The organism is Anaerotruncus rubiinfantis, from assembly GCF_900078395.1.
In the GTDB taxonomy this organism is placed as follows: Bacteria; Bacillota; Clostridia; order Oscillospirales; family Ruminococcaceae; genus Anaerotruncus; species Anaerotruncus rubiinfantis.
On the sequence record NZ_FKLA01000007.1, the window covers coordinates 160,566 to 182,519 of the forward strand.

Below are 21,954 nucleotides of genomic sequence, written 5' to 3' on the forward strand. Positions count from 1 at the left end.
ATGCGGGCCGCCTCCGGCGGCATTTTTGCGGCTGGCACGCGCATACACATGTATTACTTTACAGGTGAGAGGTGTGCGCGAATGAAAAAACGGATCATGGCAATCCTATTATGCGTATTGATGGTGATAAATGGGACCGCTGTATTTGCGGAGGACCAAGCGGATCTGGGTGCGCTCGAGGCGGCCGCGAAAGCGGACGAAAGCCTGCCCGCGAAATCGGCCATCCTGATCGAGCAGCAGTCGGGGCGGGTGCTTTTTGAGAAAAACGCGGACGAACAGCTTCCGCCCGCTTCGATCACCAAGGTGATGACCCTGCTGCTTGTGATGGAAGCTTTGGATTCCGGGCGCATCCGGCTTGACGATATGGTGACCTGTTCGGAGCACGCCCAGTCGATGGGAGGCAGCCAGATCTGGTTCGAGGCGGGTGAACAGCTTTCGGTTGACGACCTTCTGAAGGCCGCCGCCATTTCAAGCGCGAACGACGCCTCGGTGGCTCTGGGTGAATACCTGGCGGGCAGCGAGGAGGCCTTCGTCGAGCAGATGAACGCGAAGGCGCAGGAGCTCGGCATGACCAACACCCACTTTGTGAACGCGACCGGCTTAGACGCCGAAGGCCATCTGACCACGGCGCGGGACATCGCGGCCATGAGCCGGGCGCTGCTTTCCCACCCGAAGATCACCGAATACTCAAGCGTTTGGATGGGGGAACTGCGCGGCGGAAAGACCCAGCTGGTCAACACGAATAAACTGGTCCGCTTCTACGACGGCTGCACCGGTCTCAAAACCGGAACGACCGACGGCGCGGGCAGCTGCCTTTCGGCCAGCGCCACCAGAAACGGCATGTCGCTCGTCGCGGTGACGCTCGGCAGCCCCACCTCAGCCGAACGGTTCTCAGCGGCGCGCGGCCTGCTCGATTACGGATTTGCGAACTTCGCGCGGGTGGAACTGCCGGTTGTGGAAGGGGTGGAACCGGTGAAAGTCAAAGGCGGAGTTGATCCGTTTGTCGAAGTGGTGAGCGAACAGCCCGAAGCGGTGGTGGTGCGCTCGTCGGATAAGGATAAGGTCGAGCAGCAAGTGGAGATCCTGCCGGATGTGCAGGCCCCGGTCGAGTCCGGGCAGCTGCTCGGCAAGGTGGCTGTCAGCGTGAATGGCGAAAAACTCTGCGAATATAACCTTGTGGCGGCCGATGCGGTTGAGAAGATGACGATTGGGCGGGCGCTGGCCCAGCTGCTGAACCGCCTTATCCAGATGTAACTTGTAAAAGCCCCGGAACAGGCGGGCCGCCCTGCCGCCCGGGGCAACCCTTTCATTCTGAACGATCCATGCGGAAACTTGCTGCGGATTTTTGAAAAAAGACAGAAGGCGACTTGAAATAACGGGCAAAATAGGGTACAATGTGTGCAAGAAGAATCCTAGCCAATCCACAATGGGTTGTGCGAATTGTACAATGTCTTCCCGGAAAGTCCAAAAGGAAAGGAATGAAGCGAGCATGGCAGTGAAGCTGAACACCAAGCATCTGAACGGCTTCGTCAGCGACCATGAACTGCAGGCGATCGCGCTGCAGGTCTCAGCCGCGCATCGGACGCTGACCGAAGGTACCGGCCTCGGCAGCGATTTCCTCGGGTGGGTCAACCTGCCCCGCGATTATGACAGGGAGGAATTCGCCCGCATCAAGGCGGCGGCCAAAAAAATTCAGTCGGATACCGATGTCCTGGTGGTCATCGGCATCGGCGGCTCCTATCTCGGCGCACGCGCCGCGCTCGAACTGCTGAAAAGCCCTTTTTACAACAACCGGAAAAAGGATACCCCCGACATTTATTTTGTCGGCAACAACATCAGCGCCGACTACCTGAACACCATTTTGGGGCTCTGCGAGGGCAAGCGGGTGTCGGTCAACATCATCTCGAAATCCGGCACCACCACCGAGCCCGCGCTGGCGTTCCGTGTTTTCCGCGAATTGCTTGAGCAGCGCTATGGCAAAGAGGAGGCAAAGGGCCGCATTTACGCCACCACCGATAAGGCGCGCGGCACCCTCAAGGAGCTCTCCGACCGCGAAGGGTATGAGACCTTCGTCATCGCGGACGATGTGGGCGGGCGCTATTCGGTGCTGACCGCGGTGGGCCTTCTGCCGATGGCGGTCGCGGGCATCGACATTGACGCGGTCATGGCGGGCGCGCGGGAAGCGATGGACGCGCTGGCGGCGGACGATCTCGAAAAGAACGACTGCTACCGCTACGCTGCGCTGCGCAACATCCTCTACCGCAAGGGGAAGAAGATCGAGCTGATGGTCAGTTACGAGCCCGCGTTTACCCTGATGAACGAATGGTACAAGCAGCTGTTCGGTGAAAGCGAAGGCAAGGACGGCAAGGGCCTTTTCCCGGCCTCGGTGGTCTTTTCGACCGACCTGCATTCGATGGGTCAGTTTATCCAGGAGGGCAGCCGGCTGATGTTCGAGACGGTCGTCAGCATCGGAAGGCCGCAGAGGGATTTCTTTGTGAAGGACGACCCGGAGAACCTCGACGGACTCAACTTCCTCTCGAACCAGAACATGTCAGTGGTCAATGAAAAGGCGATGCAGGGCACCATCCTGGCGCATACCGGTGGCGGCGTGCCGAATATGGTGCTCGAGATCCCTGAAATGAATGAACACGAGTTTGGCTACCTGGTCTATTTCTTCGAGAAGGCTTGCGGCATCAGCGGTTACCTGCTCGGGGTGAACCCGTTCGACCAGCCGGGCGTGGAAAGCTACAAGAAGAATATGTTCGCGCTGCTTGGCAAGCCGGGTTATGAAAGCCGGAAAGCCGAGCTGGAAGCGAAACTGAAGTGAAAAGCAAAGGAAAATTTGTAGGATTCGCCGCAGGGCGTTCAAATAAAAGCATTTGGAGGAATTTCACATGATAAAATTAATCGTCGGCAACAAAGGCTCCGGAAAAACCAAAACCCTGATCAATATGGCAAACGACGCGGTCAAAACTTCCAAAGGCAATGTTGTGTGCGTGGAGAAAGGAAACACCCTGACGTTTGATATCAGCCATCAGGCTCGGCTGATCGATATCGACCATTATGCGGTCAGCGGCTTTGACGCATTCTATGGCTTCTTCGCGGGCCTTTTCGCGGGCAATTATGATATCACTGAGGTTTTCGTCGACGCGACCTTTAAGGTTGGCGGCAAAGATTTCCTGGCGTTCGCGCTGATGGTGGAAAAACTGGTCAAGCTGACCGATGAAAACGGCGCGACCATGACCTTCACCGTTTCCTGCGACAAGGCGGACCTGCCGGAGCGTATCCACAAATATATCATCTGAGATTGACGCAACAAAGCGGCGCGGGGAAATCCGCGCCGCTTTTGCATGCGGGGCGGAGGGGTGGCCGCGCCGCTTTTGCACTTGATATGTGTCCGGAATGTGAATTCTGTTCAGGCCCATAGACATAGTAGGAAATAACTGTTATATTACAGATGGCGGGTCAACCGCCGTCCCAAATCGAAAAGGAGGAGTTCCGTGAAAAAACTACTGGCGCTTCTGATCAGCGCAATGACCATCCTGTCCTTCTGCGGATTCACCGCGGACACCGACCCGGCAAAGGTTTATCAGCAGGCCTATGAAAAGAGCGTGGCGGCGACCAAGCAGGAAGCGAAGGCTGTCATGGATATGCAGATGGAGCTGGGCGAGCTCACCATCCCGATGAAGATGGACATGGACATGAAATGGAGCCGTGAAGGCGGAAAATATCTGATGTCCGCCGCCGGAAGTATGACGGCGATGGGCGAGACCATGCCGTTTGCCTATTACTATACGGACGGCTGGTATTACATGGATATGATGGGCCAGAAGATCAAGGCGCCGATGGATATGGAGCAGATGATGGAGCTTTCCAAGCAGATGATGCTCCAGTCGCCCACAGCCGAGCTCTTTGATCAGGTGCATATGGACGAGGTTGGAGAGAACTACCGGATCACCTATAAGATTGGCAACTCGAAGATGAAGGAATTCATCGGCCAGGCAATGGGTATGGTGAACACGATGGGCGGCGTGTCTGACGCGGCAGCGGCGGACACGGCTGAAATCCTGCCCGGCACAATGAACGGCCAGATGACCGTCGACGGGAAAGCCAACATCCTGAGCGAGCGGATGTCGATGAACCTGTATATGAAGATTGCGGACGAAACGGTCAAATGCGCGATGCGGATGAAGGCGTCCTATGAGCCTGTGGGCAAAGATTTTGCAATCACCTTCCCGGACGACCTCGCAAGTTACCAGGAGCAGGTGGTCCCGGCCGCATAATCGCGGGCAAAACTGGAAAAGGTAAAACCGTGCCGGGCCATTCCGGCACGGTTTTTTACAATTTTCACAAATCTGGAGGAACTGCGGTTTTTGGCAGGTTTTGTATTGACAAGACGCAGCAAAACAGATATAATAAACTTCGTGACATTTGCAAGGGACAATTGCGCCCGGATTTGCAGATGCGGACCCGAAAAGCGAAAAACCGAATGGAGGCAAAGCATGATTGTCGATCTCTCCAAGCTGTTTGACGAACTGGGCGGGACAAAGGCAATCGAGGCTGCGCTCGACCTTGGCGAAGTAAAGCGCTGGGGTGAAAAGCTGTTCGCGGGGCCTGTCCATGTGACGGGCAAAGCGCAGAACCGTTCGGGAATCGTGACAGTCAGCTACCAGGCGGATTTCATCCTCGATGTGGTGTGCGACCGGTGTCTTACGCCGCTCACCAGGAAAGAGCAGATGGAATTCTCGCACATCGTGGTTTTATCCCTGAACCGTGAGGACAACGATGAGTTTATAGTAATACCGGACGGGAAGCTCGATTTGGCGGAGCTTGTTACGGCCGATATTCTCCTCGAGCTCCCCACCTCGATCGTGTGCGATGAAAACTGTAAAGGGTTATGCCCCATATGCGGAAAGAACCTCAACGAAGGCGCCTGCGGCTGTGACCGCACGGAGCGCGACCCGCGGTTAGACAAGCTGAGGGAACTTCTGCAGGAATCGTAACAAAAAGCGTGCCTGTGCTTTTATCAGGCACAAGCCGCCATCATCATAATATTTGAAGGGGGTGCCACCAAATGGCAGTACCGAAGAGAAAAACATCCAAAGCGCGCAAAAATAAAAGACGTTCCAACGTTTGGAAGCTGGACGCCCCTGCATTTTCCAAATGCACACACTGCGGAGAGCTGAAAGCTCCTCACAAGGTTTGCGGCAACTGCGGTTACTACAAGGACAAAGAAGTAATCAAGGTCGAAGCTTAATTCCTGTGGTTTAGACGGAGGTGGATGGTATGCCACCTCCGTTTTTTCGTGATTTGTGATTTTTCTGCCAGTGTAACCTTCACCCAAGCTGAAAGGGGAAATCCATGCCGGTTCTCATCCAGAGCGTCGAGCGCCGTTCCTATGCCGAACGCGCGGGCATCCGTCCGGGCGATACGCTGCTCACCATCGACCAGAATCCGGTCAACGACGTGCTCGACTATCGTTTTTATATGACCAATCCTGTGATCGAGCTGCACCTCCTGCGTGGGGGCGCGGCTTATTCGGCGCAGATCAAAAAAGGCGAATACGACGACATCGGGCTGGAATTTGAGACCTACCTGATGGACAAGCAGCATTCCTGCAAAAATAAATGCATCTTCTGCTTTGTCGACCAGATGCCCAAAGGTATGCGCGAAACCCTCTATTTCAAGGACGACGACAGCCGGATGAGCTTCCTCTTCGGCAACTATATCACCCTGACCAACTTGACGGACGCGGATATCGACCGTATTATAAAGATGCACATCTCCCCAGTGAACGTCTCGGTGCACACCACCGACCCCGCGCTGCGGGTGCGGATGATGAAAAACCCCAACGCGGCCGGAAGTTTACGGTACCTGAAACGGCTGACCGATGCGGGTATCAAGGTGAATACCCAGCTGGTGCTCTGCCCGGGCTACAACGACGGCGAGGCGCTCGAAAAAAGCTTAAACGACCTCGGCGTGCTTTACCCAAATTTGCAGAGTATCGCCTGCGTGCCGGTCGGGCTGACCCGCCACCGGGAGGGCCTGCCCGCGCTGCGGCCGTTCGACGCGGCGGGCGCAGCCGACACGATCGAACGTATCCACCGCTTTGCGGGTCGGATGCAGGCGCTGCACGGCGAACGGGTCGCGTACCCGTCGGACGAATTTTTCCTCAAAGCGGGCCAGCCCATTCCGGACGCGGCCTATTACGGCGAATTCGCCCAGCTCGAAAATGGCGTGGGGCTCATCGCGCTTTTAAAAGATGAGTTCGAAACCGCCTTTGCGTCCGATGACGGCGCTGAAGCGCACTTCGATGGCGCTGTCGTCACCGGGACGGCCGCCGCGCCGCTCCTGCGGGAGTTTGCAGAAATGGTTTGCGGACGCTTTTCGCGGGTTAACATCCGGGTTTATCCGATTACCAACCGTTTTTTCGGGGAGACTATCAATGTGGCCGGGCTGGTGACCGGCGGCGATATCGTTTCACAGCTCGCGGGAAAGCCGCTTGGGGAAAAGGTGCTGCTGCCTTCGGTGATGCTGCGGCACGAACGGGACAGATTTTTGGACGATATGCCGGTTGGGGAGCTCGCGGAAAAGCTGGGCGTCCCAGTTGAGCCGATAGACAACGATGGGTATCAGCTATATGATGCCATGACGGGAAGATAGAAAGGAAGTGAGCGGTATGGCAAAGCCGCTGATTGCGATTGTGGGCCGCCCCAACGTGGGGAAATCAACCCTGTTTAATAAGCTTGTGGGCGCGCGGATCTCGATTGTGCAGGACACGCCGGGCGTCACGCGCGACCGGATTTATTATGAATGCGAATGGCGCAGCAAAAAAGTGATGCTGGTGGATACCGGCGGCATTGAGCCGTATTCAGAGGATGTGATCCTCTCACAGATGCGCCGGCAGGCACAGCTTGCCATCGACAGCGCCGATGTGATTATCTTTGTCACCGACATCCAGACCGGCGTGACCGCTACAGATCAGGAGGTCGCCGTTATGCTTCAGAAGAGCGGCAAGCCGGTAGTGCTCTGCGTCAATAAATGCGACCGGCTCGGCGACCCGCAGCCCGAGTTCTACGAATTCTATAACCTGGGCCTCGGCGACCCGATCGCGGTGTCCTCCACACACGGACATGGAACCGGCGATCTGCTCGACGCCTGTTACGAGCATATTGACTTTGGTCACACGGAAGACTATGATGAAGAGTATATCAAGGTTGCTGTGATCGGAAAGCCGAACGTCGGCAAGTCTTCGCTCATCAACCGGATCGCGGGTGAGGAGCGGGTGATCGTCTCGGACGTTGCGGGAACCACCCGTGACGCGACCGATACCGTCATCGAAAATGAAACGGGCAAATACGTCTTCATCGACACGGCCGGCATCCGCCGGAAATCCCGCGTCGACGAGGAGATTGAACGCTACAGCGTGCTCCGGGCCTACATGGCGGTCGACCGCAGCGACGTCTGCGTCATCATGATCGACGCGACGGTCGGTTTCACCGAGCAGGACAGCAAGGTGGCGGGCTACGCGCACGAGCAGGGCAAGGCGAGCATCGTGGCGGTCAACAAATGGGATGCGGTCGAGAAGGACGGCAAGACCATGCAGGAATTTCGCAAAAAGCTGGAGAACGACTTCTCGTTCATGTCTTACGTCCCGTTTTTGTTCATCTCGGCCAAGACCGGCCAGCGGGTCGATAAACTGTTTGAACTGATCCAGTTCGTATCAAATCAGAACGCGATGCGCATTACGACCGGGCGGCTCAATGACATGCTCTCGTATGCGACGGCGCGCGTGCAGCCGCCGACCGACAAGGGCAAGCGCCTGCGGATCTTCTACTGTACCCAGGCGACCACCAAGCCCCCGACGTTTGTATTTTTCTGCAATAATAAGGAGCTGTTCCACTTTTCCTATCAGCGGTATCTGGAAAATCAGATCCGCGAGACATTTGGGCTCGAAGGCACGCCGATCCGGGTGATCGTGCGGGAACGCGGCGACGGGAAAGACTGACACGGCTCTGGCAACTGTTTTGAGGATGATGGTTATGAGTGATTTTACAGGGAAATTCTGGCTGTTTTCCATACTGGTGGCGGTTATCGCCTATCTGATCGGGAGCGTAAGCTTCGCGGTGATTGTGTCGCGGCTGGGCGCGCAGGACGATGTGCGCCAGCATGGCAGCGGCAACGCGGGGATGACCAACATCCTGCGCAACTACGGCAAGAAATTTGCCGTGGTCACCGCCATTGGCGACTTTGGCAAGGGGATTGTCGCCGTGCTGCTTGGCCGGATGATCTTTTCGCTGGCGGGCATCTCCGCCTTTGACGGCGGTTACATAGCGGCGCTGTTCGCGGTGCTGGGACATCTGTTTCCGCTTTATTTTGGCTTCAAAGGCGGGAAGGGGGTGCTCACCGGACTTGGGGTCATGCTGATCCTCAATCCGCCGGTGGTCACCGTCATCATCCTGCTGACCGTCCCAATTGCCTGGTTCAGCAAAATTGTCTCGCTCGCGTCGGTGATTGGCTATGTTTCATTCCCCATCCTGACCGGGCTCTATGATTTCTGGAAACACAGCCCGGATATCTGGTTCAACCTGTTCTTCGCGCTGCTGATCAGCGCATTGGGGCTCATCATGCACCGCGATAACATCAAGCGTCTTTTGAACGGTACGGAATACCGTTTCGGACAGAAAAAATAGAACTGAAAAGACAAATCCCGCATAGGAGGTTTTAGAAAATGGCAGAGATCATGATCCTGGGCGCGGGCGGCTTCGGCACCTCGCTGGCAGTCATGTGCGAGAAGAACGGCCACCACGTGACGCTTTATTCCCCTTTTCAAAAGGAAATTGAAGTCCTTTCGGCCGAGCGGGAGCATAAAAAACTGCTGCCTGGCGTGCACATCCCGGAGACGATCAAAATGACTTGGCAGCTGCCGGAAAAGGTCGATCACGATCTGGTTATTGTTGCCACGCCATCCTTTGCGGTGCGCGGCGTATGCGCCTCTATCAAGGACCGTATTGTTCCCAAAACGGTGGTCGCCTGCGTGGCCAAGGGGTTTGAGCTTGAGACGCTCAAGACGCTTGACACGGTGATGGGCGAAGAACTGCCGCAAAACGGGATCGTTATGCTGTCAGGACCTTCGCATGCCGAGGAGGTCGGCCGCGGTGTGCCGACCACGATTGTGGCAGCATCCCGCAGCCGTGCGGCCGCGGAATTCGCGCAGGATACGCTGATGAACCCGGCGCTGCGTATCTATGTCAACGACGACGTAACCGGCGTCGAATTGGGCGGCGCGCTCAAGAATGTCATCGCGCTGGCGGCGGGCATCGTGGATGGTCTGGAGCTCGGCGACAACCCGAAGGCTGCGCTCATGACCCGCGGCATCACTGAAATTGCGCGGCTGGGCGTGGCGATGGGCGCCAAGACCGAAACCTTTGCTGGGCTTTCCGGTATTGGCGACCTGATCGTGACCTGCACGAGCATGCACTCGCGCAACCACCGCGCGGGCATCCTGATCGGTAAGGGGCGCACCGCGCAGCAGGCGATTGACGAGGTCGGCATGACAGTGGAGGGTTATACCGCCACCAAGTGCGCGCATGAGCTTGCGGACCGCACTGGCGTGGAAATGCCGATTATGCAGCAGGTTTACGCGGTGCTTTATGAAGGGAAAACCCCGGAGGATGCGATCCGTGACCTGATGGGCCGGCCAAAGCGCCACGAATCGGAGGTTATTTGGCTGCTGAGCCGTTGATTGCACATTGCGTTGTGCGGTCGCTTTTGCGCCTTCCAGGCGCCCCGGGGCCATTTCTTGCTTGTCCAAGAAATGGCCGAAAGAAGGACACGCGGGGACACCCCGCGACCCCGTGCGCGCCGTGAAGGCTGCCTTCGGCAGAAACGGCGCGCAATCTGCTTAGGCATAACGTTGTGTCCCGCGTGATGAAAAGCACGCGGGACGGGTTTCCGCAACCATTGCGAAAACCGGCTGGCGCCGAAAGCGGACAAACGGATCGAAAGAACGCTTCGCGTTCCAAAAGATGCCGGTGGACCTTCTCCCTGTCCAGCAATGCGCGATAGCGCAATCGCCGCCGAAGGGCGGCGATCCATGGGCTTACTATGATAAGATTTTACGCCAGAATTCATGCCAAATCCGATCTCTTTAACCTGATTCAGGTTAGAATGGGAACATACGGAAGAAAACTGCTATCATAGGACTGGGAGGCGGTTGTATGTACCCAAGAATCAAAGACCTTCGAATTGAAAAAGGGATCGGGATTGCCGCGCTTGCGAAAAAAATCGGCATTCCCGCGACAAAATACTGGCGATACGAATCCGGGGAACGGGAAGTCACCATCCACGTGCTCATAAAGTTGGTACAATTCTATAACGTGCGCGCGGATTATCTTTTGGAGCTGAGCGATCGCAGATAAACGAAAAAAGCCGGTATCCATTCGGATACCGGCTCATTTTATCGGGAAATCAGATTGCGCGCGTCACTTTATTGGAACGCAAGCAACGGGTGCAGGCGTGGATGTGGCGGGGAGTACCGTCGACAATCGCCTTTACGCGCTGTACATTGGGTTTCCAAGTCCGGTTGGACCGGCGATGGGAATGGGAAACCTTAATTCCGAAAGTAACACCTTTTCCGCAGATGTCGCATTTTGCCATGTGTCTGCACCTCCTCTATCTGGAACAAATTAAAATTCTCTTTCGGGGTCAACATTAGCATTCTATCAGATTCCCAAAATAAATGCAAGCATTTTTTTGCTTTTTTTTCAGGAAAAGGAAGAGTCAGATCAAATTCCGGCGAAATCCGCTTGTAATTTTGGCGGGCACCCGGTATAATAATCCTATTGTACGATGAGATAGTAGCGCAATTTTCAGATAAAATCAAGAACAAGGAGTATTTTATGGGACTGTTTTCAATGGGCACACAGATGGCCATGTATGTAATTTTTGCAAGATTGATCGTTTTATTCACTTCCATGCCGGTGCATGAATTTGCCCATGGCTGGGTTGCGCATAAGCTGGGCGACGACACCGCCTATTATCAGGGCCGTCTCGATTTTAACCCGCTCGCGCATCTTGACCCGTTCGGCACCATCCTGCTGTTGTTTACCGGGTTCGGCTGGGCAAAGCCGGTGCCGATCAATCCCCGCAACTTCACCCGCAAGATTTCGCTGCGCGGCGGCGTGGCGCTCACTGCGGTGGCGGGCCCCGTGGCGAACATCATCCTTGCATTTTTCACCCTGTTGCTCTTTAAGATTCTCGCCTATTTCATCCCGATGGGCAACGCTGTTTCAATCATCGCGCAGATCCTTTCGCTGATGGTTTCGATCAACGTGTCGCTTGCGGTCTTTAACCTGCTGCCGATCCCGCCGCTTGACGGCTACAACATTGTGTCCTATTTCATTCCGGCCAAATGGGAATACACCATCATGCAGTACCAGCAGTATATTTTCCTGGGTCTCATGGCGCTCATGATGTTCACGAATATCCTCAGCGGCCCGCTCAACATCCTCACCGGGCTGATCTATAAGCTGCTCAATTTCGCGACCGGCTTTGTCGATCTGATTGCAATGATGCTCTGAGCCGTATAAAACCCGGTCCATCCACCCAAAATGTCAGGGGAGCATAATGGAAAAATTATCGTTTAAAACTGCTGAATTTGAAGGGCCGCTCGACCTGATGCTCTTTTTGATCCAGAAGCACAAGCTGGATATCTACGACATCTCGATTTCCGCGCTGCTCGAGCAGTATCTGGAATATATCCGTTCCCTGCAGGACGCGGATCTGGAGGTGGCCAGCGAATTTCTCGAAATGGCCTCGCGGCTGGTGTATATCAAGACCGTCTCGCTGCTGCCCAGGCACGAGGAGGAAAGTGTCCAGCTCAAAGCCGAGCTGCAGGGCCAGCTGCTTGAATACCAGGTCTGCAAGCAGGTCGCGGCGAAGCTCGGCGAGCAGAACCGGCAGCACCTGACCTTTGTGCGCGTACCGATGAAGCTCCCGGCGGACACGACCTATAAGCTTACCCATCCCGCAAGCGACCTTTGGAACGCCTACCAGGACGCGATCGGAAAGGGCAAGCGGCGGCTTCCGCCGCCCGCGCAGGCCTTTTCCGGCATCGTTTCCCGGCGGGTGGTATCGGTCGGCAGCCGGATTATCTTTGTGCTCAAAAAGCTCTACCGCCGCGGAAAGGCCTCCTATGCGAGCCTGTTTGAAACAAGCACCGACCGCAGCGAGCTGGTTGCGACCTTTCTGGCGGTGCTTGAACTGATGAAGGCAAAACGTATTTCGGTGGACGAGGAAGGCGAAGTGCATTTCGACCGCACCCACCATGACAAAGAAATCCCGAAAGAGGAACTGACCTATGATTGACCTGCCGCAGAAACAGATCCTGTCAATCCTGTTCGCCGGCGGCGAGGCGGTGGAGATCGAACGGATCGCCCAGGCCATCGGCGCGGACGGGGATACGGTGATCAGATATATCCCGCATATCCGCGACGCTCTGGAGGATGCCGGGGTCCCGTTCAACGTGCTGCGGCTTGGGGACAAGCTCCAGCTCGCAACGCTGCCGGAATTTGCTCCGGTGATCCGCGAGGCGCTGGAACTGCGCCGAAACATCCCGCTTTCCCAGGCCGCGCTGGAAGTGCTGGCCGTCATCGCTTATAACCAGCCGGTCACCCGTTCGTTCATCGAGCAGGTGCGCGGGGTGGATTCCTCCGGCGTGGTCAATTCGCTGCTCGAAAAGGAGCTTGTGGAGGAGGCGGGGCGGCTCGATCTGCCCGGCCGGCCGATCGCCTACAAGACCACCTCAAATTTTTTGCGTTGTTTTGGGCTGGAATCGCTCGAAAAACTCCCGGCGCTGCCCGGTTCCGGGGATGAGGAAGCCGAACTGCTGCCGGACGACGTACTCGAAGGACAGGTCGCTTTCGGGGAGATCGAGGAAGACGGGGCCTGACCCCAAAGACGCAATCCGCAAAGGGGGTGTGACGCATGGCGGTTGTCGGTTATACGCTGCTGGGAATCCTCGCGGCGGTCCTGCTCCTGCTGTGCATCCCGGTACGGCTCGAAGTCCGATACAAAACCGGGCATGTCCCGGTTGCGGTGCTGCGCTGGCTTTTTCTGAGGTTTGACCTTGCGAAGCCGGAGGAACCCGCGGCAGGAAAGCCCGCAAAGCAAAAGAAAGCCCAAAAGGAAAAGACCGAAGCCGCGCCCGCCAAGCGCCCGCCGATGGAATTTGCGGAGCTGCTGGGCATGATCCTCGACCTGCTTTCGTCGCTCAAGGGGAACACCGGGATGCTGGTGCGCAGCTTCAAGCTTTATAAGATCAGGCTCTCGATGGTGGTGGCCGAAGGCGACGCGGCCGACACGGCGATCACCTACGGAAGGGTCAATGCCGCCGTTTACGGCGCTTACGCGCTGGCGCAGTCGTTTTTGCGGCTGGGGCGGCCGGAGATCGAGATCCGGCCCGACTTCACCGCCGAAGAGGGCAGCGTCGATTTTGAGGTGGGCGGCAGGCTCACGCCGATTGCCGCGCTCGGCACGGCAATCCGGGTTGGGGTGGCTTTCCTGGTGAAAACCATCCGGCGGAAAAAAGCAAAACAGGCCGCCGAAGCGCCGCCGCGGCCCGCGGCGCCCGTCAAGACAAATGAACATCAGGCGCCTGCCGAATCCGAAAAGGAAGAGCAGGCGGTCAAATAGGAGGTTTTTCGTATGAGCAACGGCAATCATCCGATCAATGGGCTGATGGACAGCTCCCTGCAGAACCTGCGTTCCCTCGTGGACGCGGACACGGTCATCGGCGAAGCGATCACCACGCCGGACGGCACGGTGATCATCCCGGTGTCGAAGGTTTCGTTCGGCTTCGCATCGGGCGGCTCCGATCTGCCCACCACCAAGCAGGGCGACCTGTTCGGCGGCGGCGCGGGCGGCGGCGTTTCGGTGCAGCCGCTGGCTTTCCTGGTTATCAAGGACGGCCATGTCGAGCTTCTGCAGATCAACGACAACAAGAACACCGCTGACCGTGTGGTCGCAATGGTGCCGGAGATGGTCGACAAGCTCGGCGTGCTCTTCACCAAGAAGGATAAAAAGGACGGGGAATCTGCCAAAGCGAAGCCAGCCCCCGCCCCGGACCCGCTCGACGATATCCCCGGCCTGTAATTTTGGATGGGATTGCCGCATAAAATGACCTGTACGGATTCTATGAGACAAGGTGCAGGTGATTTTATGTTGCGCAGAATTGCGGCGGCCCTGCTGGCGCTGATGCTTGCGGGCGGGATGTTTGTGTGCGGCGCGCGGGCCGAAGAGGTTCCCGCGGCGGCGCAGACGATCCCGAATACCAGGGATTATGAAACCAAGGCAAAGGGCGCGGTGGTGATCGACGCGCAGACCGGCCGGGTGCTTTTCGCGCAGAACGCGAACCTTCGACTGCCGATGGCCTCCACAACTAAGATTATGACCGCGCTCATCACCCTTGAGCAGGAAAACCTGGACGAATACTTTACGGTGGACCCCGCTGCGATCAAGGTGGAGGGTTCCTCGATGGGCCTGCGGGAAGGCGATCAGGTTTCGCTTTCCGCGCTCGCTTACGGGATGCTGCTGCCGTCCGGCAACGACGGCGCGAATGCCGCCGCGGTGCGCATAGCGGGCAGCAAGGAGGCGTTCGCAAAGCTGATGAACGAACGCGCCGCCGAAATCGGCCTGGAGGACACCCATTTCGTCACGCCGTCCGGGCTTGACGACCCGGAGCATTATTCGAGCGCCTATGATATGGCGCTGCTCGCGCGCGAAGCGCTCGGGAATCCGCGCTTCGCGGACATCTGCTCCCAGTATAAGGCAGTTGCCCAGTACGGCAACCCGCCCTATAACCGCTGGCTGCAAAATCACAACAGGCTGCTGAGAAGCTATGAGGGCGCGGTCGGGGTCAAAACAGGCTTTACCGACACGGCGGGACGCTGTCTGGTGTCCTGTGCGATGCGCGGGGGCGTCAAGCTGATCGCGGTCACGCTTGGCTGCCCGGACGACTGGAACACCCACGCAAATCTCTATGACCGCTATTTCGAGCGGCTTACCCCAACCGATGTGGAACCGGCCATCCCGGAGGTAAACGTCCCGGTCGCGGGCGGCGAAACGCTTTCGGTGAAAGCGGTCTATGAACCGCAGCAGAAGATCCCGCTGTTCGAGGGCGAAAGCCTCACAGCGCAAACCGTCCTGCGTCCGCTTCTGTTCGCGCCGGTGGAAAAGGGGGAAGTGCTCGGCAGAGTGGTGCTCTCCTGCGACGGGCAGAAGCTTTCGGAGATTACGCTGACAGCGGCAAAAAGCGTCCCGGCACGGGAAGACGACGGGAATTCACTGATCGGATTTTTCCAGAGGCTGATCGGGTTTTAATACATAACGTAAAAAAGAAGATAATATACACGAGACGTAGAAAGACAGGGAATTTATGGCACAGGCAAAAGGCATCCGCATCCAGAAGGTGCTCTCGGACAATGGGATCATGTCCCGCCGCAAGGCGGAGGAAGCGATCCAGCAGGGCCGTATCACGGTCAACGGACACCCGGCCGTGCCCGGCAACCCGGTCAACCCCATGCGGGATGTGATCGCGGTGGACGGCGTGCGCGTCAGGCTCCAGAAGAAAAAGAAAAATTATTACATCATGATGCATAAGCCCCGCGGGTATGTGACCACCACCTCGGACGAGATGGGGCGCAAATGCGTGACCGACCTTTTGGAGGACGCGCCTGCGCGGGTCTATCCGGTGGGACGGCTCGACCGCAACAGCGAAGGCCTGCTGCTGTTCACGAACGACGGCGACTTTGCCAACATGGTGATGCATCCCTCGAACCACATCACAAAAACCTATCGGGTCACCATCCGGCCGGACATCACCGACGAGCAGGCCGCGAAAATGTCCGCGGGGATCGAGCTCGACGGCAAGATGACCCTTCCGGCGACCGTTCTGGTGCTCGAAAAGGGAGAAGGCCGCGCTGTTTTGCAGATCACCATCCAGGAGGGACGCAACCGGCAGGTGCGCCGGATGTGCGAAGCGGTCGGGCTTACGGTGGCGCGGCTCAAGCGCACATCGGTCGGGCCGCTCAAACTGGGGATGCTGAGCCCCGGAGAGTGGCGGGAGTTAAAGCCCAGCGAATTGACCGCGCTGCGCAATGCCGTCAGCAAGAAGTGAGCGGGAGGATATGGAAATGTTTCTGATCAGACGGATCGCGGATCCGCGCCTTTCCGGGCGGATCTGCCAGAGCTTCGGGGTTGACACGCCGGGCGCGTTCGCCTATGGCGCCTTCCAGAATGACAACGTGCTGGCAACCGCCGTGTTCCTCACCGGCGCGGGCGGAAATGTGACGCTCTGCGGTGTGGATACCGGCCGCCGGACGGATATCGGGCTCATCGATGGGATGGCGCGCGCGGCGTTTTCCGCGCAGCGCAAGTGCGGCGCGCGCACCGGTCAGCTTGGAGACGAGCTGACGGACGAGGTGCGGCTTGCGCTCACCAAACTCGGTTATGCGGAGCGGGAACCGTTCGATCTTGCGGCGTTCTTTGCGAAGAAGGCATGCTGCGGCAGATAAAGCGGATATTATGAGACAGGCGGGCCGGCGGCCGGCCTGTTTTTTATCATAATGAGACGCTGATACCGGAGACGATCTTTTTTGTTCCGGATAACAGCGTAAATTATGTGAAAATATTATTTTTTCCCTTGTTATTTCCAGCACAAACGTGCTATACTTTAACGTGGTTACATTTTGAGATTTTCGTCAAGGGGAAAGATCAAAATGAAGGATTTTTGTGTTAGTTTTAGTTTTAGAATAGGAGGAAAACAACATGAGTGACCAGGCAATGTCACTGGCCGACGCACGCAAGGATGCGCTGAAGGCTACCGCCGCCCGTGAAAGGCTGACGGCCCTGTTCGACCCCGACTCCTTTGTCGAGGTCGGCGCTTTGGTGAAGACCGGGTGCGACGGCACAGGCGTGATCACGGGTTATGGCCTCGTCGAAGGCTGCCCTGTGTATGCGTTCTCCCAGGATTCCACGGTGAAAAGCGGTGCGGTGGGCGCCGCGACAGGCTCCAAGATCAGAAAGATTTATGATCTGGCCTACAAGACCGGCGCGCCGGTTGTCGGAATCTATGATTCCAACGGCGCGGCCGTCGATGAGGGCCTTGACGCAATGGCCGCATACGGAGATATGCTGCATTGGTCGAACAACCTTTCCGGCGTTGTGCCCCAGATCTCCCTGGTGCTCGGCGTCTGCGCGGGAAGCGCCGCGATGATCGCCGCTTCCGCCGATTTTGTCGTGATGAGCGGCAAAGGCGAGTTCTACCTGACCACCGCGGACGCGGCGAGCGCGAGCAGCGCTGAAGAGGCCGCCAAGACGGGCGTCGCCCATATTGTCGAGACGGAGGAAGCCGACGCCATCAAGGCGGCGCGCACCCTGATCTCGATGCTTCCGTCGAACAACCTTTCCGCTCCGCCGGTCTGCGATTTCTCCGCCGTTTCCGGCGCTGAAGCGGCGCTTTCCGCCGCCGCCGCGGACATCGGCGCCGCGGACATCTTCGAGATTGCGAAGAACGTCGTCGACGCGGACAGCCTGGTTGAACTGCAAAAAGAATATTCCACCTGCGGCGCGAAGGTCGGGCTTGCGACCCTGGCCGGTTCCACCGTGGGCGTTGTGGCAGCATCGAACGGCGGCACCATCTGCTCGGGCGGCGCTTCCAAGATCGCCCGGTTTGTCGCCATCTGTGACTCCTTCCAGATCCCGGTCGTGACCTTTGTCAACGCCGCGGCGTTCGCTCCGCTGCCGAATCACGGCTTCCGTGGCGGCGTGCGTGAGGTTGCAAAGCTCGCGCATGTCTATGCCGAAGCGACCACCCCGAAGATTGCGGTCGTGGTTGGCAAGGCTTATGGTTCCGCATATATCGCGCTGGCCGGGCGCGGCGCTTCGGCCGACCTGACCGTTGCGTGGCCCTGCGCCACCATCAGCGCGCTCTCTCCGGAAACCGCCGTTGCGTTTATGTATGGCGACCGGATCACCGCCGACAAATCCCGCGCGCAGGTTGAGGCCGAGTATGCCGCAAACGACGCGGGCGCGCTCGCCGCTGCCGCCAAGGGCCACATTGACGATGTGATCGATCCCGCCGAAACTCGCGGAGTTGTTCTTTCCGCGATCGATATGCTGGCTGGCAAACGGGTTACCACCCTGCCGAAGAAACACGCGAATATCCCGATGTAATAGAACCCCCACGGGCACAATACGCTAAAGAATTTGAAGGAGGAAACGATCTATGAAAAGGTTTAATATAACGGTCAATGGCAGAGCTTACGACGTCCAGGTGGACGAGCTGGCAGCGGGCGCTCCGGCGCCTGTAGCCGCGCCCGCGCCGCCCCCGCCGCCGCTGCCGGCGCGACCAAGGTCAACGCCCCAATGCCTGGCAACATCCTCGATGTGAAGGTCAAAGAAGGCGACACCGTTGAGGCAAACCAGCTGCTGCTGGTCCTCGAAGCGATGAAGATGGAGAATGAGATCTTTGCACCTGTCGGCGGCACTGTCGTGAGCGTGCATGTAAAGAAGGGTGACGCAGTCAATTCCAACGATCTGTTAGTCTCCATCGGTTAAGAGGAGGGAAACATCAATGGCTCAAAAGGTTAAAATTTGTGAAACCATCCTGCGCGACGCGCATCAGTCCCTGATCGCGACCCGTATGCGCCTGGATGAGATGCTCCCCATCCTTCCGGCGATGGATGAGGTCGGCTTCTATTCCTGCGAATGCTGGGGCGGCGCGACCTTCGACAGCTGCATCCGTTTTTTGGATGAAGATCCCTGGGAGCGTCTGCGCGTGATCCGCAAGAACATGCCCAACACCAAGCTGCAGATGCTGTTCCGCGGCCAGAACATGCTGGGTTACCGTCATTACGCCGACGACACGGTCGAATATTTCGTCCAGAAGTCGGTCGATAACGGCATCGACATCATCCGCATCTTCGACGCGCTCAACGATATCCGCAATCTCGAAACCGCGATCAAGGCCACCAAGAAGAGCGGCGCCCATATGCAGGCGGCGATCTCCTACACCCTGAGCCCGGTTCACAACATCGAGTATTTCGTCAACTATGCAAAGCAGCTTGAGGACGCGGGCGCGGACTCGATCTGCATCAAGGATATGGCGGCTCTGATCACCCCGTACGCGGCTTCCGAGCTGGTCACCGAACTCAAAAAGGCGGTCAAGATCCCGATCGACCTGCACACCCATTACACCTCGGGACTTGCTTCGATGGCGGAAATCAAAGCGATCGAAGCGGGCGTCGACATCATCGACACCGCAATGAGCCCCTTGGCGATGGGCACTTCGCATCCGGCAACCGAGTCGATGGTCGCCGCGCTGCAGGGCACTCCGTATGACACCGGTCTTGATCTCAAGAAACTGGATATCGTGCGCGCGCATTTTGCGAAACTGCGTGAGAAGTACCTCGCCAGCGGTCTGCTTGACCCGAAGGTCATGGGCGTCGACGCGAACACCCTGATCTATCAGGTACCCGGCGGCATGCTTTCGAACCTTGTTTCCCAGCTCAAACAGGCTGGCAAAGAGGATCAGTTTGAAGATGTGCTTCGCGAAATTCCGGGCGTCCGCAAGGATTCCGGCTATCCGCCGCTGGTCACCCCGACCTCCCAGATCGTCGGCACCCAGGCGGTGTTCAACGTCATCATGGGCGAGCGCTACAAGATGGTCACCAAAGAGTTCCGCGCACTGGTCAAGGGCGAATACGGCAAGACCCCGGCTCCGATTTCCGATGAGTTCCGTAAGAAGATCCTCGGTGATGAAGCGCCGATCGACTGCCGTCCGGCTGATCTCATCCCGCCTGAGCTGGAGAAACTGCGCGCCGAATTCCCGGCCGAGTACCTCGAGCAGGACGAGGATGTCCTCACCATGGCGATGTTCCCGCAGGTGGCTCCGAAGTTCTTCGAGTCCCGCAAGAACAAAAAGTACGGCGTGGACGGTCATGCCGACAAGGACAGCAAGGTACATCCCGCATAAAAATGCGATGAAAGGGCCTGTTGCGGTATAACGCAACAGGCCCTTCTTGTTTGCTGGGCGGGGGTCCGCTTTCTCTATCCTGCCAACCTTTAGAACAGCCGGCGGAGTTTTCTACGCCGCAGGTCCTGAAAGAAGGGAACTCATGAGGGGAGGCCATCGACCGTTTCTCCGTGATGCGCAGCGAGCCCGCACATTCAGTCCCTGACGGTCAGGCCGAGCAGTTTTGCGAGATCGGCCGCCTGCGGGGAGGTGACGATGGCTCCTTTGAGTTCCTCGCCCGCGAGCACCAGCCCGTCGATTTCGCTTTTGGTGAAGTCGACGCCCCGAAGCGGCGTTTTGAAGAAATTTGCGCCTGACAGCACGGACTGTGAAAGCTCCAGCGCGGAAATCTTACATTCGGAAAAGCTGCAGAACCGCAGGTCGCTTTCCGCAAAACGGGCCTGCTTGATCTTCGCGCGGTCGAAATTGGCATAGCGGAAATTTACGCCGTCGAGGATAATTTCGAGAAGGCTCGCGTTCTGAATATTTGCCCCCACCGCCTTGCAGCCGGTGAAGGTACAGCGTTTGAAATAACAGTCCTCGAAGTCGCTGTTTGAAAGATCGCAGGAACAAAATTCCACATCGATGAAATCGCATTTGCGAAATGAGCAGCCGGTCAGCCGGCAGTTTTCAAAGGAAACGCCGTGGAAGCTTACTGGATCGGCAGTTTCGCCGGAAATTACAAGCGCCTTAAAAATCCGTGCTTTCACATCCTCGCCGTCCGCATAGGCGGCCGCGCAGAGGGCAAATAGTTCGGAAGTTTCTTCGCGCGCGGCGGGCAGCTGCGGCGGTGTGATTTTCATGCAGACCCCTCCAATCGTAGTACAGCGGAAATTGTAGCACGAACCGCGCGTTCTGGCAAGTGGAGGAAAGGCCGGCAAAGCCGCGGATGCAAATTGACAAAACGGCCGGTTTGGAGTAAAATAACAAGATATAGAAGTATCGCCCGGCGTATATCCCCGGGCAGAAAAACGAGGGGCTGTAACACGGATGATCAAGAGCATGACAGGCTACGGACGTGCCCAACAGACGCTGGACGGACGGGATATCACAGTGGAGGTCAAATCGGTTAACCACCGTTTTTTTGAATTCTCCGCCCGGGTGCCGCGCGCATACGGATATCTGGAAGAAAAGCTGAAAAGCTATCTGCAGGGGCAGATTTCACGCGGCAAGGTGGAGGTCGGCGTTGCCATCCAAACAGTGGAGGGCGGCAATGTCGATGTGGAAATCAATACCGAGCTGGCCGGCGCTTATGTCAAAGCCCTGCGCGGGCTGGGCGAGCAGTTCTCCCTGACTGACGACCTTTCACTTTCCACTGTTTCCCATTTTTCGGATATTTTTACCGTGCGCAAACCCCTTGAGGACGAGGAAGCTGTCTGGGCGGCGGTCAGGCCGGTTGCGGACGCGGCGGCGGCCCGGTTTGTCGCCATGCGCGCCGCCGAAGGCGAGCGGCTGAAAAACGACCTGCTGGACCGGCTTGAAAGCATCGAACAGCAGGTGGCGCTTGTTGTGGAGCAGTCCCCGCGGACGGTGGAAGCCTACCGCGAACGGCTTACTGCGAAGATCCATGAAGTGCTTGCCGACCGCCAGATCGACGAAAGCCGGATCATCACCGAGGCCGCGATCTTTGCCGACCGTGTTGCGGTGGATGAGGAGACGGTGCGCCTGACAAGCCATATCGCCCAGTTCCGGGAGATCCTGACCCATGAGGAGCCGATCGGCCGGAAGCTGGATTTCCTTGTGCAGGAGATGAACCGCGAAGCCAACACCATCGGTTCCAAGGCGCAGGATGTCGCAATCGCGCAGGTGGTTGTCGACATCAAGAGCAATATCGAAAAAATCCGTGAACAGATCCAGAACATCGAATAAAGGGAGGCAGC

At 57.5% G+C, this 21,954-nt stretch carries 24 protein-coding genes and 1 pseudogene; 23 read left to right on the forward strand and 2 right to left on the reverse strand.

Going from position 1 to position 21,954, the window contains the following annotated elements:
- Window positions 1-81: 81 nt before the first annotated feature.
- The 11 genes from BN4275_RS01660 (at window position 82) to BN4275_RS01715 (ending at window position 10,421) form a co-directional block, all read left to right on the forward strand.
- The gene (locus BN4275_RS01660; protein WP_066452944.1) at window positions 82-1,254 is read left to right on the forward strand and encodes a D-alanyl-D-alanine carboxypeptidase family protein; all 1,173 of its coding nucleotides are present in this window, start codon (window positions 82-84) and stop codon (window positions 1,252-1,254) included.
- A gap of 235 nt (window positions 1,255-1,489) precedes the next feature.
- Window positions 1,490-2,827 (forward strand): glucose-6-phosphate isomerase, encoded by a 1,338-nt coding sequence (locus BN4275_RS01665; protein WP_066452946.1) that lies wholly within the window; start codon window positions 1,490-1,492, stop codon window positions 2,825-2,827.
- A gap of 67 nt (window positions 2,828-2,894) precedes the next feature.
- On the forward strand, window positions 2,895-3,305 hold the full coding sequence (locus tag BN4275_RS01670) for an ATP-binding protein (protein ID WP_066452947.1): 411 nt from the start codon (window positions 2,895-2,897) through the stop codon (window positions 3,303-3,305).
- A 195-nt stretch (window positions 3,306-3,500) separates the two neighbouring features.
- Window positions 3,501-4,283: a DUF6612 family protein gene (locus tag BN4275_RS01675; protein WP_066452948.1), complete on the forward strand. Its 783-nt coding sequence runs from the start codon at window positions 3,501-3,503 to the stop codon at window positions 4,281-4,283.
- A 219-nt stretch (window positions 4,284-4,502) separates the two neighbouring features.
- Entirely contained in the window at window positions 4,503-5,003 is a 501-nt protein-coding gene (locus tag BN4275_RS01685) for a YceD family protein (protein ID WP_066452952.1), read from the forward strand.
- Between the two features lie 71 nt (window positions 5,004-5,074).
- Window positions 5,075-5,257 (forward strand): 50S ribosomal protein L32, encoded by a 183-nt coding sequence (rpmF, locus tag BN4275_RS01690; RefSeq protein ID WP_066452956.1) that lies wholly within the window; start codon window positions 5,075-5,077, stop codon window positions 5,255-5,257.
- 104 nt (window positions 5,258-5,361) lie between these two features.
- Window positions 5,362-6,663 carry a DUF512 domain-containing protein gene (locus BN4275_RS01695; protein ID WP_066452958.1) on the forward strand — a complete coding sequence of 434 codons (1,302 nt, stop codon included), beginning with the start codon at window positions 5,362-5,364 and terminating at the stop codon, window positions 6,661-6,663.
- A gap of 16 nt (window positions 6,664-6,679) precedes the next feature.
- Window positions 6,680-8,008 (forward strand): ribosome biogenesis GTPase Der, encoded by a 1,329-nt coding sequence (gene der, locus BN4275_RS01700; RefSeq protein WP_066452959.1) that lies wholly within the window; start codon window positions 6,680-6,682, stop codon window positions 8,006-8,008.
- Window positions 8,009-8,042: 34 nt separating this feature from the next.
- Window positions 8,043-8,693: a glycerol-3-phosphate 1-O-acyltransferase PlsY gene (gene plsY, locus BN4275_RS01705; protein ID WP_066452961.1), complete on the forward strand. Its 651-nt coding sequence runs from the start codon at window positions 8,043-8,045 to the stop codon at window positions 8,691-8,693.
- Window positions 8,694-8,731: 38 nt separating this feature from the next.
- Window positions 8,732-9,745: an NAD(P)H-dependent glycerol-3-phosphate dehydrogenase gene (locus tag BN4275_RS01710; protein ID WP_066452966.1), complete on the forward strand. Its 1,014-nt coding sequence runs from the start codon at window positions 8,732-8,734 to the stop codon at window positions 9,743-9,745.
- Between the two features lie 475 nt (window positions 9,746-10,220).
- Window positions 10,221-10,421, forward strand: a complete 201-nt coding sequence (locus BN4275_RS01715) for a helix-turn-helix domain-containing protein (protein WP_066452967.1) — start codon at window positions 10,221-10,223, stop codon at window positions 10,419-10,421.
- 49 nt (window positions 10,422-10,470) lie between these two features.
- Here the strand turns inward: BN4275_RS01715 and rpmB are convergent, their stop codons facing one another.
- Window positions 10,471-10,659 carry a 50S ribosomal protein L28 gene (rpmB, locus tag BN4275_RS01720; RefSeq protein ID WP_066452968.1) on the reverse strand — a complete coding sequence of 63 codons (189 nt, stop codon included), beginning with the start codon at window positions 10,657-10,659 and terminating at the stop codon, window positions 10,471-10,473.
- 242 nt (window positions 10,660-10,901) lie between these two features.
- On the opposite strand from rpmB, the gene BN4275_RS01725 reads away from it, so the two are divergent.
- The 11 genes and pseudogenes from BN4275_RS01725 (at window position 10,902) to BN4275_RS01775 (ending at window position 20,035) form a co-directional block, all read left to right on the forward strand.
- Entirely contained in the window at window positions 10,902-11,582 is a 681-nt protein-coding gene (locus tag BN4275_RS01725; protein WP_079987993.1) for a site-2 protease family protein, read from the forward strand.
- Window positions 11,583-11,628: 46 nt separating this feature from the next.
- A complete protein-coding gene (locus tag BN4275_RS01730; protein ID WP_066452969.1) occupies window positions 11,629-12,369 on the forward strand; it encodes a segregation and condensation protein A in 741 nt (246 codons plus the stop codon).
- Window positions 12,362-12,952 (forward strand): SMC-Scp complex subunit ScpB, encoded by a 591-nt coding sequence (gene scpB / locus BN4275_RS01735; protein WP_066452971.1) that lies wholly within the window; start codon window positions 12,362-12,364, stop codon window positions 12,950-12,952. Before BN4275_RS01730 ends, scpB begins: the two co-directional genes overlap by 8 nt.
- Window positions 12,953-12,987: 35 nt before the next feature.
- On the forward strand, window positions 12,988-13,695 hold the full coding sequence (locus BN4275_RS01740) for a DUF2953 domain-containing protein (protein WP_066452975.1): 708 nt from the start codon (window positions 12,988-12,990) through the stop codon (window positions 13,693-13,695).
- Between the two features lie 12 nt (window positions 13,696-13,707).
- Entirely contained in the window at window positions 13,708-14,154 is a 447-nt protein-coding gene (ytfJ, locus tag BN4275_RS01745) for a GerW family sporulation protein (RefSeq protein ID WP_066452976.1), read from the forward strand.
- Window positions 14,155-14,220: 66 nt separating this feature from the next.
- Window positions 14,221-15,381, forward strand: a complete 1,161-nt coding sequence (locus BN4275_RS01750) for a D-alanyl-D-alanine carboxypeptidase family protein (protein ID WP_066452977.1) — start codon at window positions 14,221-14,223, stop codon at window positions 15,379-15,381.
- Between the two features lie 55 nt (window positions 15,382-15,436).
- Window positions 15,437-16,177, forward strand: a complete 741-nt coding sequence (locus BN4275_RS01755; protein ID WP_066452978.1) for a pseudouridine synthase — start codon at window positions 15,437-15,439, stop codon at window positions 16,175-16,177.
- A gap of 16 nt (window positions 16,178-16,193) precedes the next feature.
- Complete coding sequence (locus BN4275_RS01760) at window positions 16,194-16,574, forward strand: hypothetical protein (protein ID WP_066452980.1); 381 nt, start codon at window positions 16,194-16,196, stop codon at window positions 16,572-16,574.
- A gap of 253 nt (window positions 16,575-16,827) precedes the next feature.
- The gene (locus BN4275_RS01765; protein ID WP_079987994.1) at window positions 16,828-18,234 is read left to right on the forward strand and encodes a carboxyl transferase domain-containing protein; all 1,407 of its coding nucleotides are present in this window, start codon (window positions 16,828-16,830) and stop codon (window positions 18,232-18,234) included.
- A gap of 52 nt (window positions 18,235-18,286) precedes the next feature.
- A pseudogene (locus tag BN4275_RS01770) lies at window positions 18,287-18,618 on the forward strand (biotin/lipoyl-containing protein).
- A gap of 16 nt (window positions 18,619-18,634) precedes the next feature.
- On the forward strand, window positions 18,635-20,035 hold the full coding sequence (locus BN4275_RS01775; RefSeq protein ID WP_066452984.1) for an oxaloacetate decarboxylase subunit alpha: 1,401 nt from the start codon (window positions 18,635-18,637) through the stop codon (window positions 20,033-20,035).
- 194 nt (window positions 20,036-20,229) lie between these two features.
- Here the strand turns inward: BN4275_RS01775 and BN4275_RS01780 are convergent, their stop codons facing one another.
- On the reverse strand, window positions 20,230-20,877 hold the full coding sequence (locus BN4275_RS01780) for a pentapeptide repeat-containing protein (RefSeq protein WP_066452986.1): 648 nt from the start codon (window positions 20,875-20,877) through the stop codon (window positions 20,230-20,232).
- A 187-nt stretch (window positions 20,878-21,064) separates the two neighbouring features.
- On the opposite strand from BN4275_RS01780, the gene BN4275_RS01785 reads away from it, so the two are divergent.
- Window positions 21,065-21,943, forward strand: a complete 879-nt coding sequence (locus BN4275_RS01785) for a YicC/YloC family endoribonuclease (protein ID WP_066452988.1) — start codon at window positions 21,065-21,067, stop codon at window positions 21,941-21,943.
- Window positions 21,944-21,954: the final 11 nt, after the last annotated feature.

Bases quoted from the DNA above. Each gene is read 5' to 3' on its own strand.
- BN4275_RS01660 (WP_066452944.1), top strand. From the start codon at position 82: ATGAAAAAACGGATCATGGCAATCCTATTATGCGTATTGATGGTGATA.
- BN4275_RS01665 (WP_066452946.1), top strand. From the start codon at position 1,490: ATGGCAGTGAAGCTGAACACCAAGCATCTGAACGGCTTCGTCAGCGAC.
- BN4275_RS01670 (WP_066452947.1), top strand. From the start codon at position 2,895: ATGATAAAATTAATCGTCGGCAACAAAGGCTCCGGAAAAACCAAAACC.
- BN4275_RS01685 (WP_066452952.1), top strand. From the start codon at position 4,503: ATGATTGTCGATCTCTCCAAGCTGTTTGACGAACTGGGCGGGACAAAG.
- rpmF (WP_066452956.1), top strand. From the start codon at position 5,075: ATGGCAGTACCGAAGAGAAAAACATCCAAAGCGCGCAAAAATAAAAGA.
- BN4275_RS01695 (WP_066452958.1), top strand. From the start codon at position 5,362: ATGCCGGTTCTCATCCAGAGCGTCGAGCGCCGTTCCTATGCCGAACGC.
- der (WP_066452959.1), top strand. From the start codon at position 6,680: ATGGCAAAGCCGCTGATTGCGATTGTGGGCCGCCCCAACGTGGGGAAA.
- plsY (WP_066452961.1), top strand. From the start codon at position 8,043: ATGAGTGATTTTACAGGGAAATTCTGGCTGTTTTCCATACTGGTGGCG.
- BN4275_RS01710 (WP_066452966.1), top strand. From the start codon at position 8,732: ATGGCAGAGATCATGATCCTGGGCGCGGGCGGCTTCGGCACCTCGCTG.
- BN4275_RS01715 (WP_066452967.1), top strand. From the start codon at position 10,221: ATGTACCCAAGAATCAAAGACCTTCGAATTGAAAAAGGGATCGGGATT.
- rpmB (WP_066452968.1), bottom strand. From the start codon at position 10,659: ATGGCAAAATGCGACATCTGCGGAAAAGGTGTTACTTTCGGAATTAAG.
- BN4275_RS01725 (WP_079987993.1), top strand. From the start codon at position 10,902: ATGGGACTGTTTTCAATGGGCACACAGATGGCCATGTATGTAATTTTT.
- BN4275_RS01730 (WP_066452969.1), top strand. From the start codon at position 11,629: ATGGAAAAATTATCGTTTAAAACTGCTGAATTTGAAGGGCCGCTCGAC.
- scpB (WP_066452971.1), top strand. From the start codon at position 12,362: ATGATTGACCTGCCGCAGAAACAGATCCTGTCAATCCTGTTCGCCGGC.
- BN4275_RS01740 (WP_066452975.1), top strand. From the start codon at position 12,988: ATGGCGGTTGTCGGTTATACGCTGCTGGGAATCCTCGCGGCGGTCCTG.
- ytfJ (WP_066452976.1), top strand. From the start codon at position 13,708: ATGAGCAACGGCAATCATCCGATCAATGGGCTGATGGACAGCTCCCTG.
- BN4275_RS01750 (WP_066452977.1), top strand. From the start codon at position 14,221: ATGTTGCGCAGAATTGCGGCGGCCCTGCTGGCGCTGATGCTTGCGGGC.
- BN4275_RS01755 (WP_066452978.1), top strand. From the start codon at position 15,437: ATGGCACAGGCAAAAGGCATCCGCATCCAGAAGGTGCTCTCGGACAAT.
- BN4275_RS01760 (WP_066452980.1), top strand. From the start codon at position 16,194: ATGTTTCTGATCAGACGGATCGCGGATCCGCGCCTTTCCGGGCGGATC.
- BN4275_RS01765 (WP_079987994.1), top strand. From the start codon at position 16,828: ATGAGTGACCAGGCAATGTCACTGGCCGACGCACGCAAGGATGCGCTG.
- BN4275_RS01775 (WP_066452984.1), top strand. From the start codon at position 18,635: ATGGCTCAAAAGGTTAAAATTTGTGAAACCATCCTGCGCGACGCGCAT.
- BN4275_RS01780 (WP_066452986.1), bottom strand. From the start codon at position 20,877: ATGAAAATCACACCGCCGCAGCTGCCCGCCGCGCGCGAAGAAACTTCC.
- BN4275_RS01785 (WP_066452988.1), top strand. From the start codon at position 21,065: ATGATCAAGAGCATGACAGGCTACGGACGTGCCCAACAGACGCTGGAC.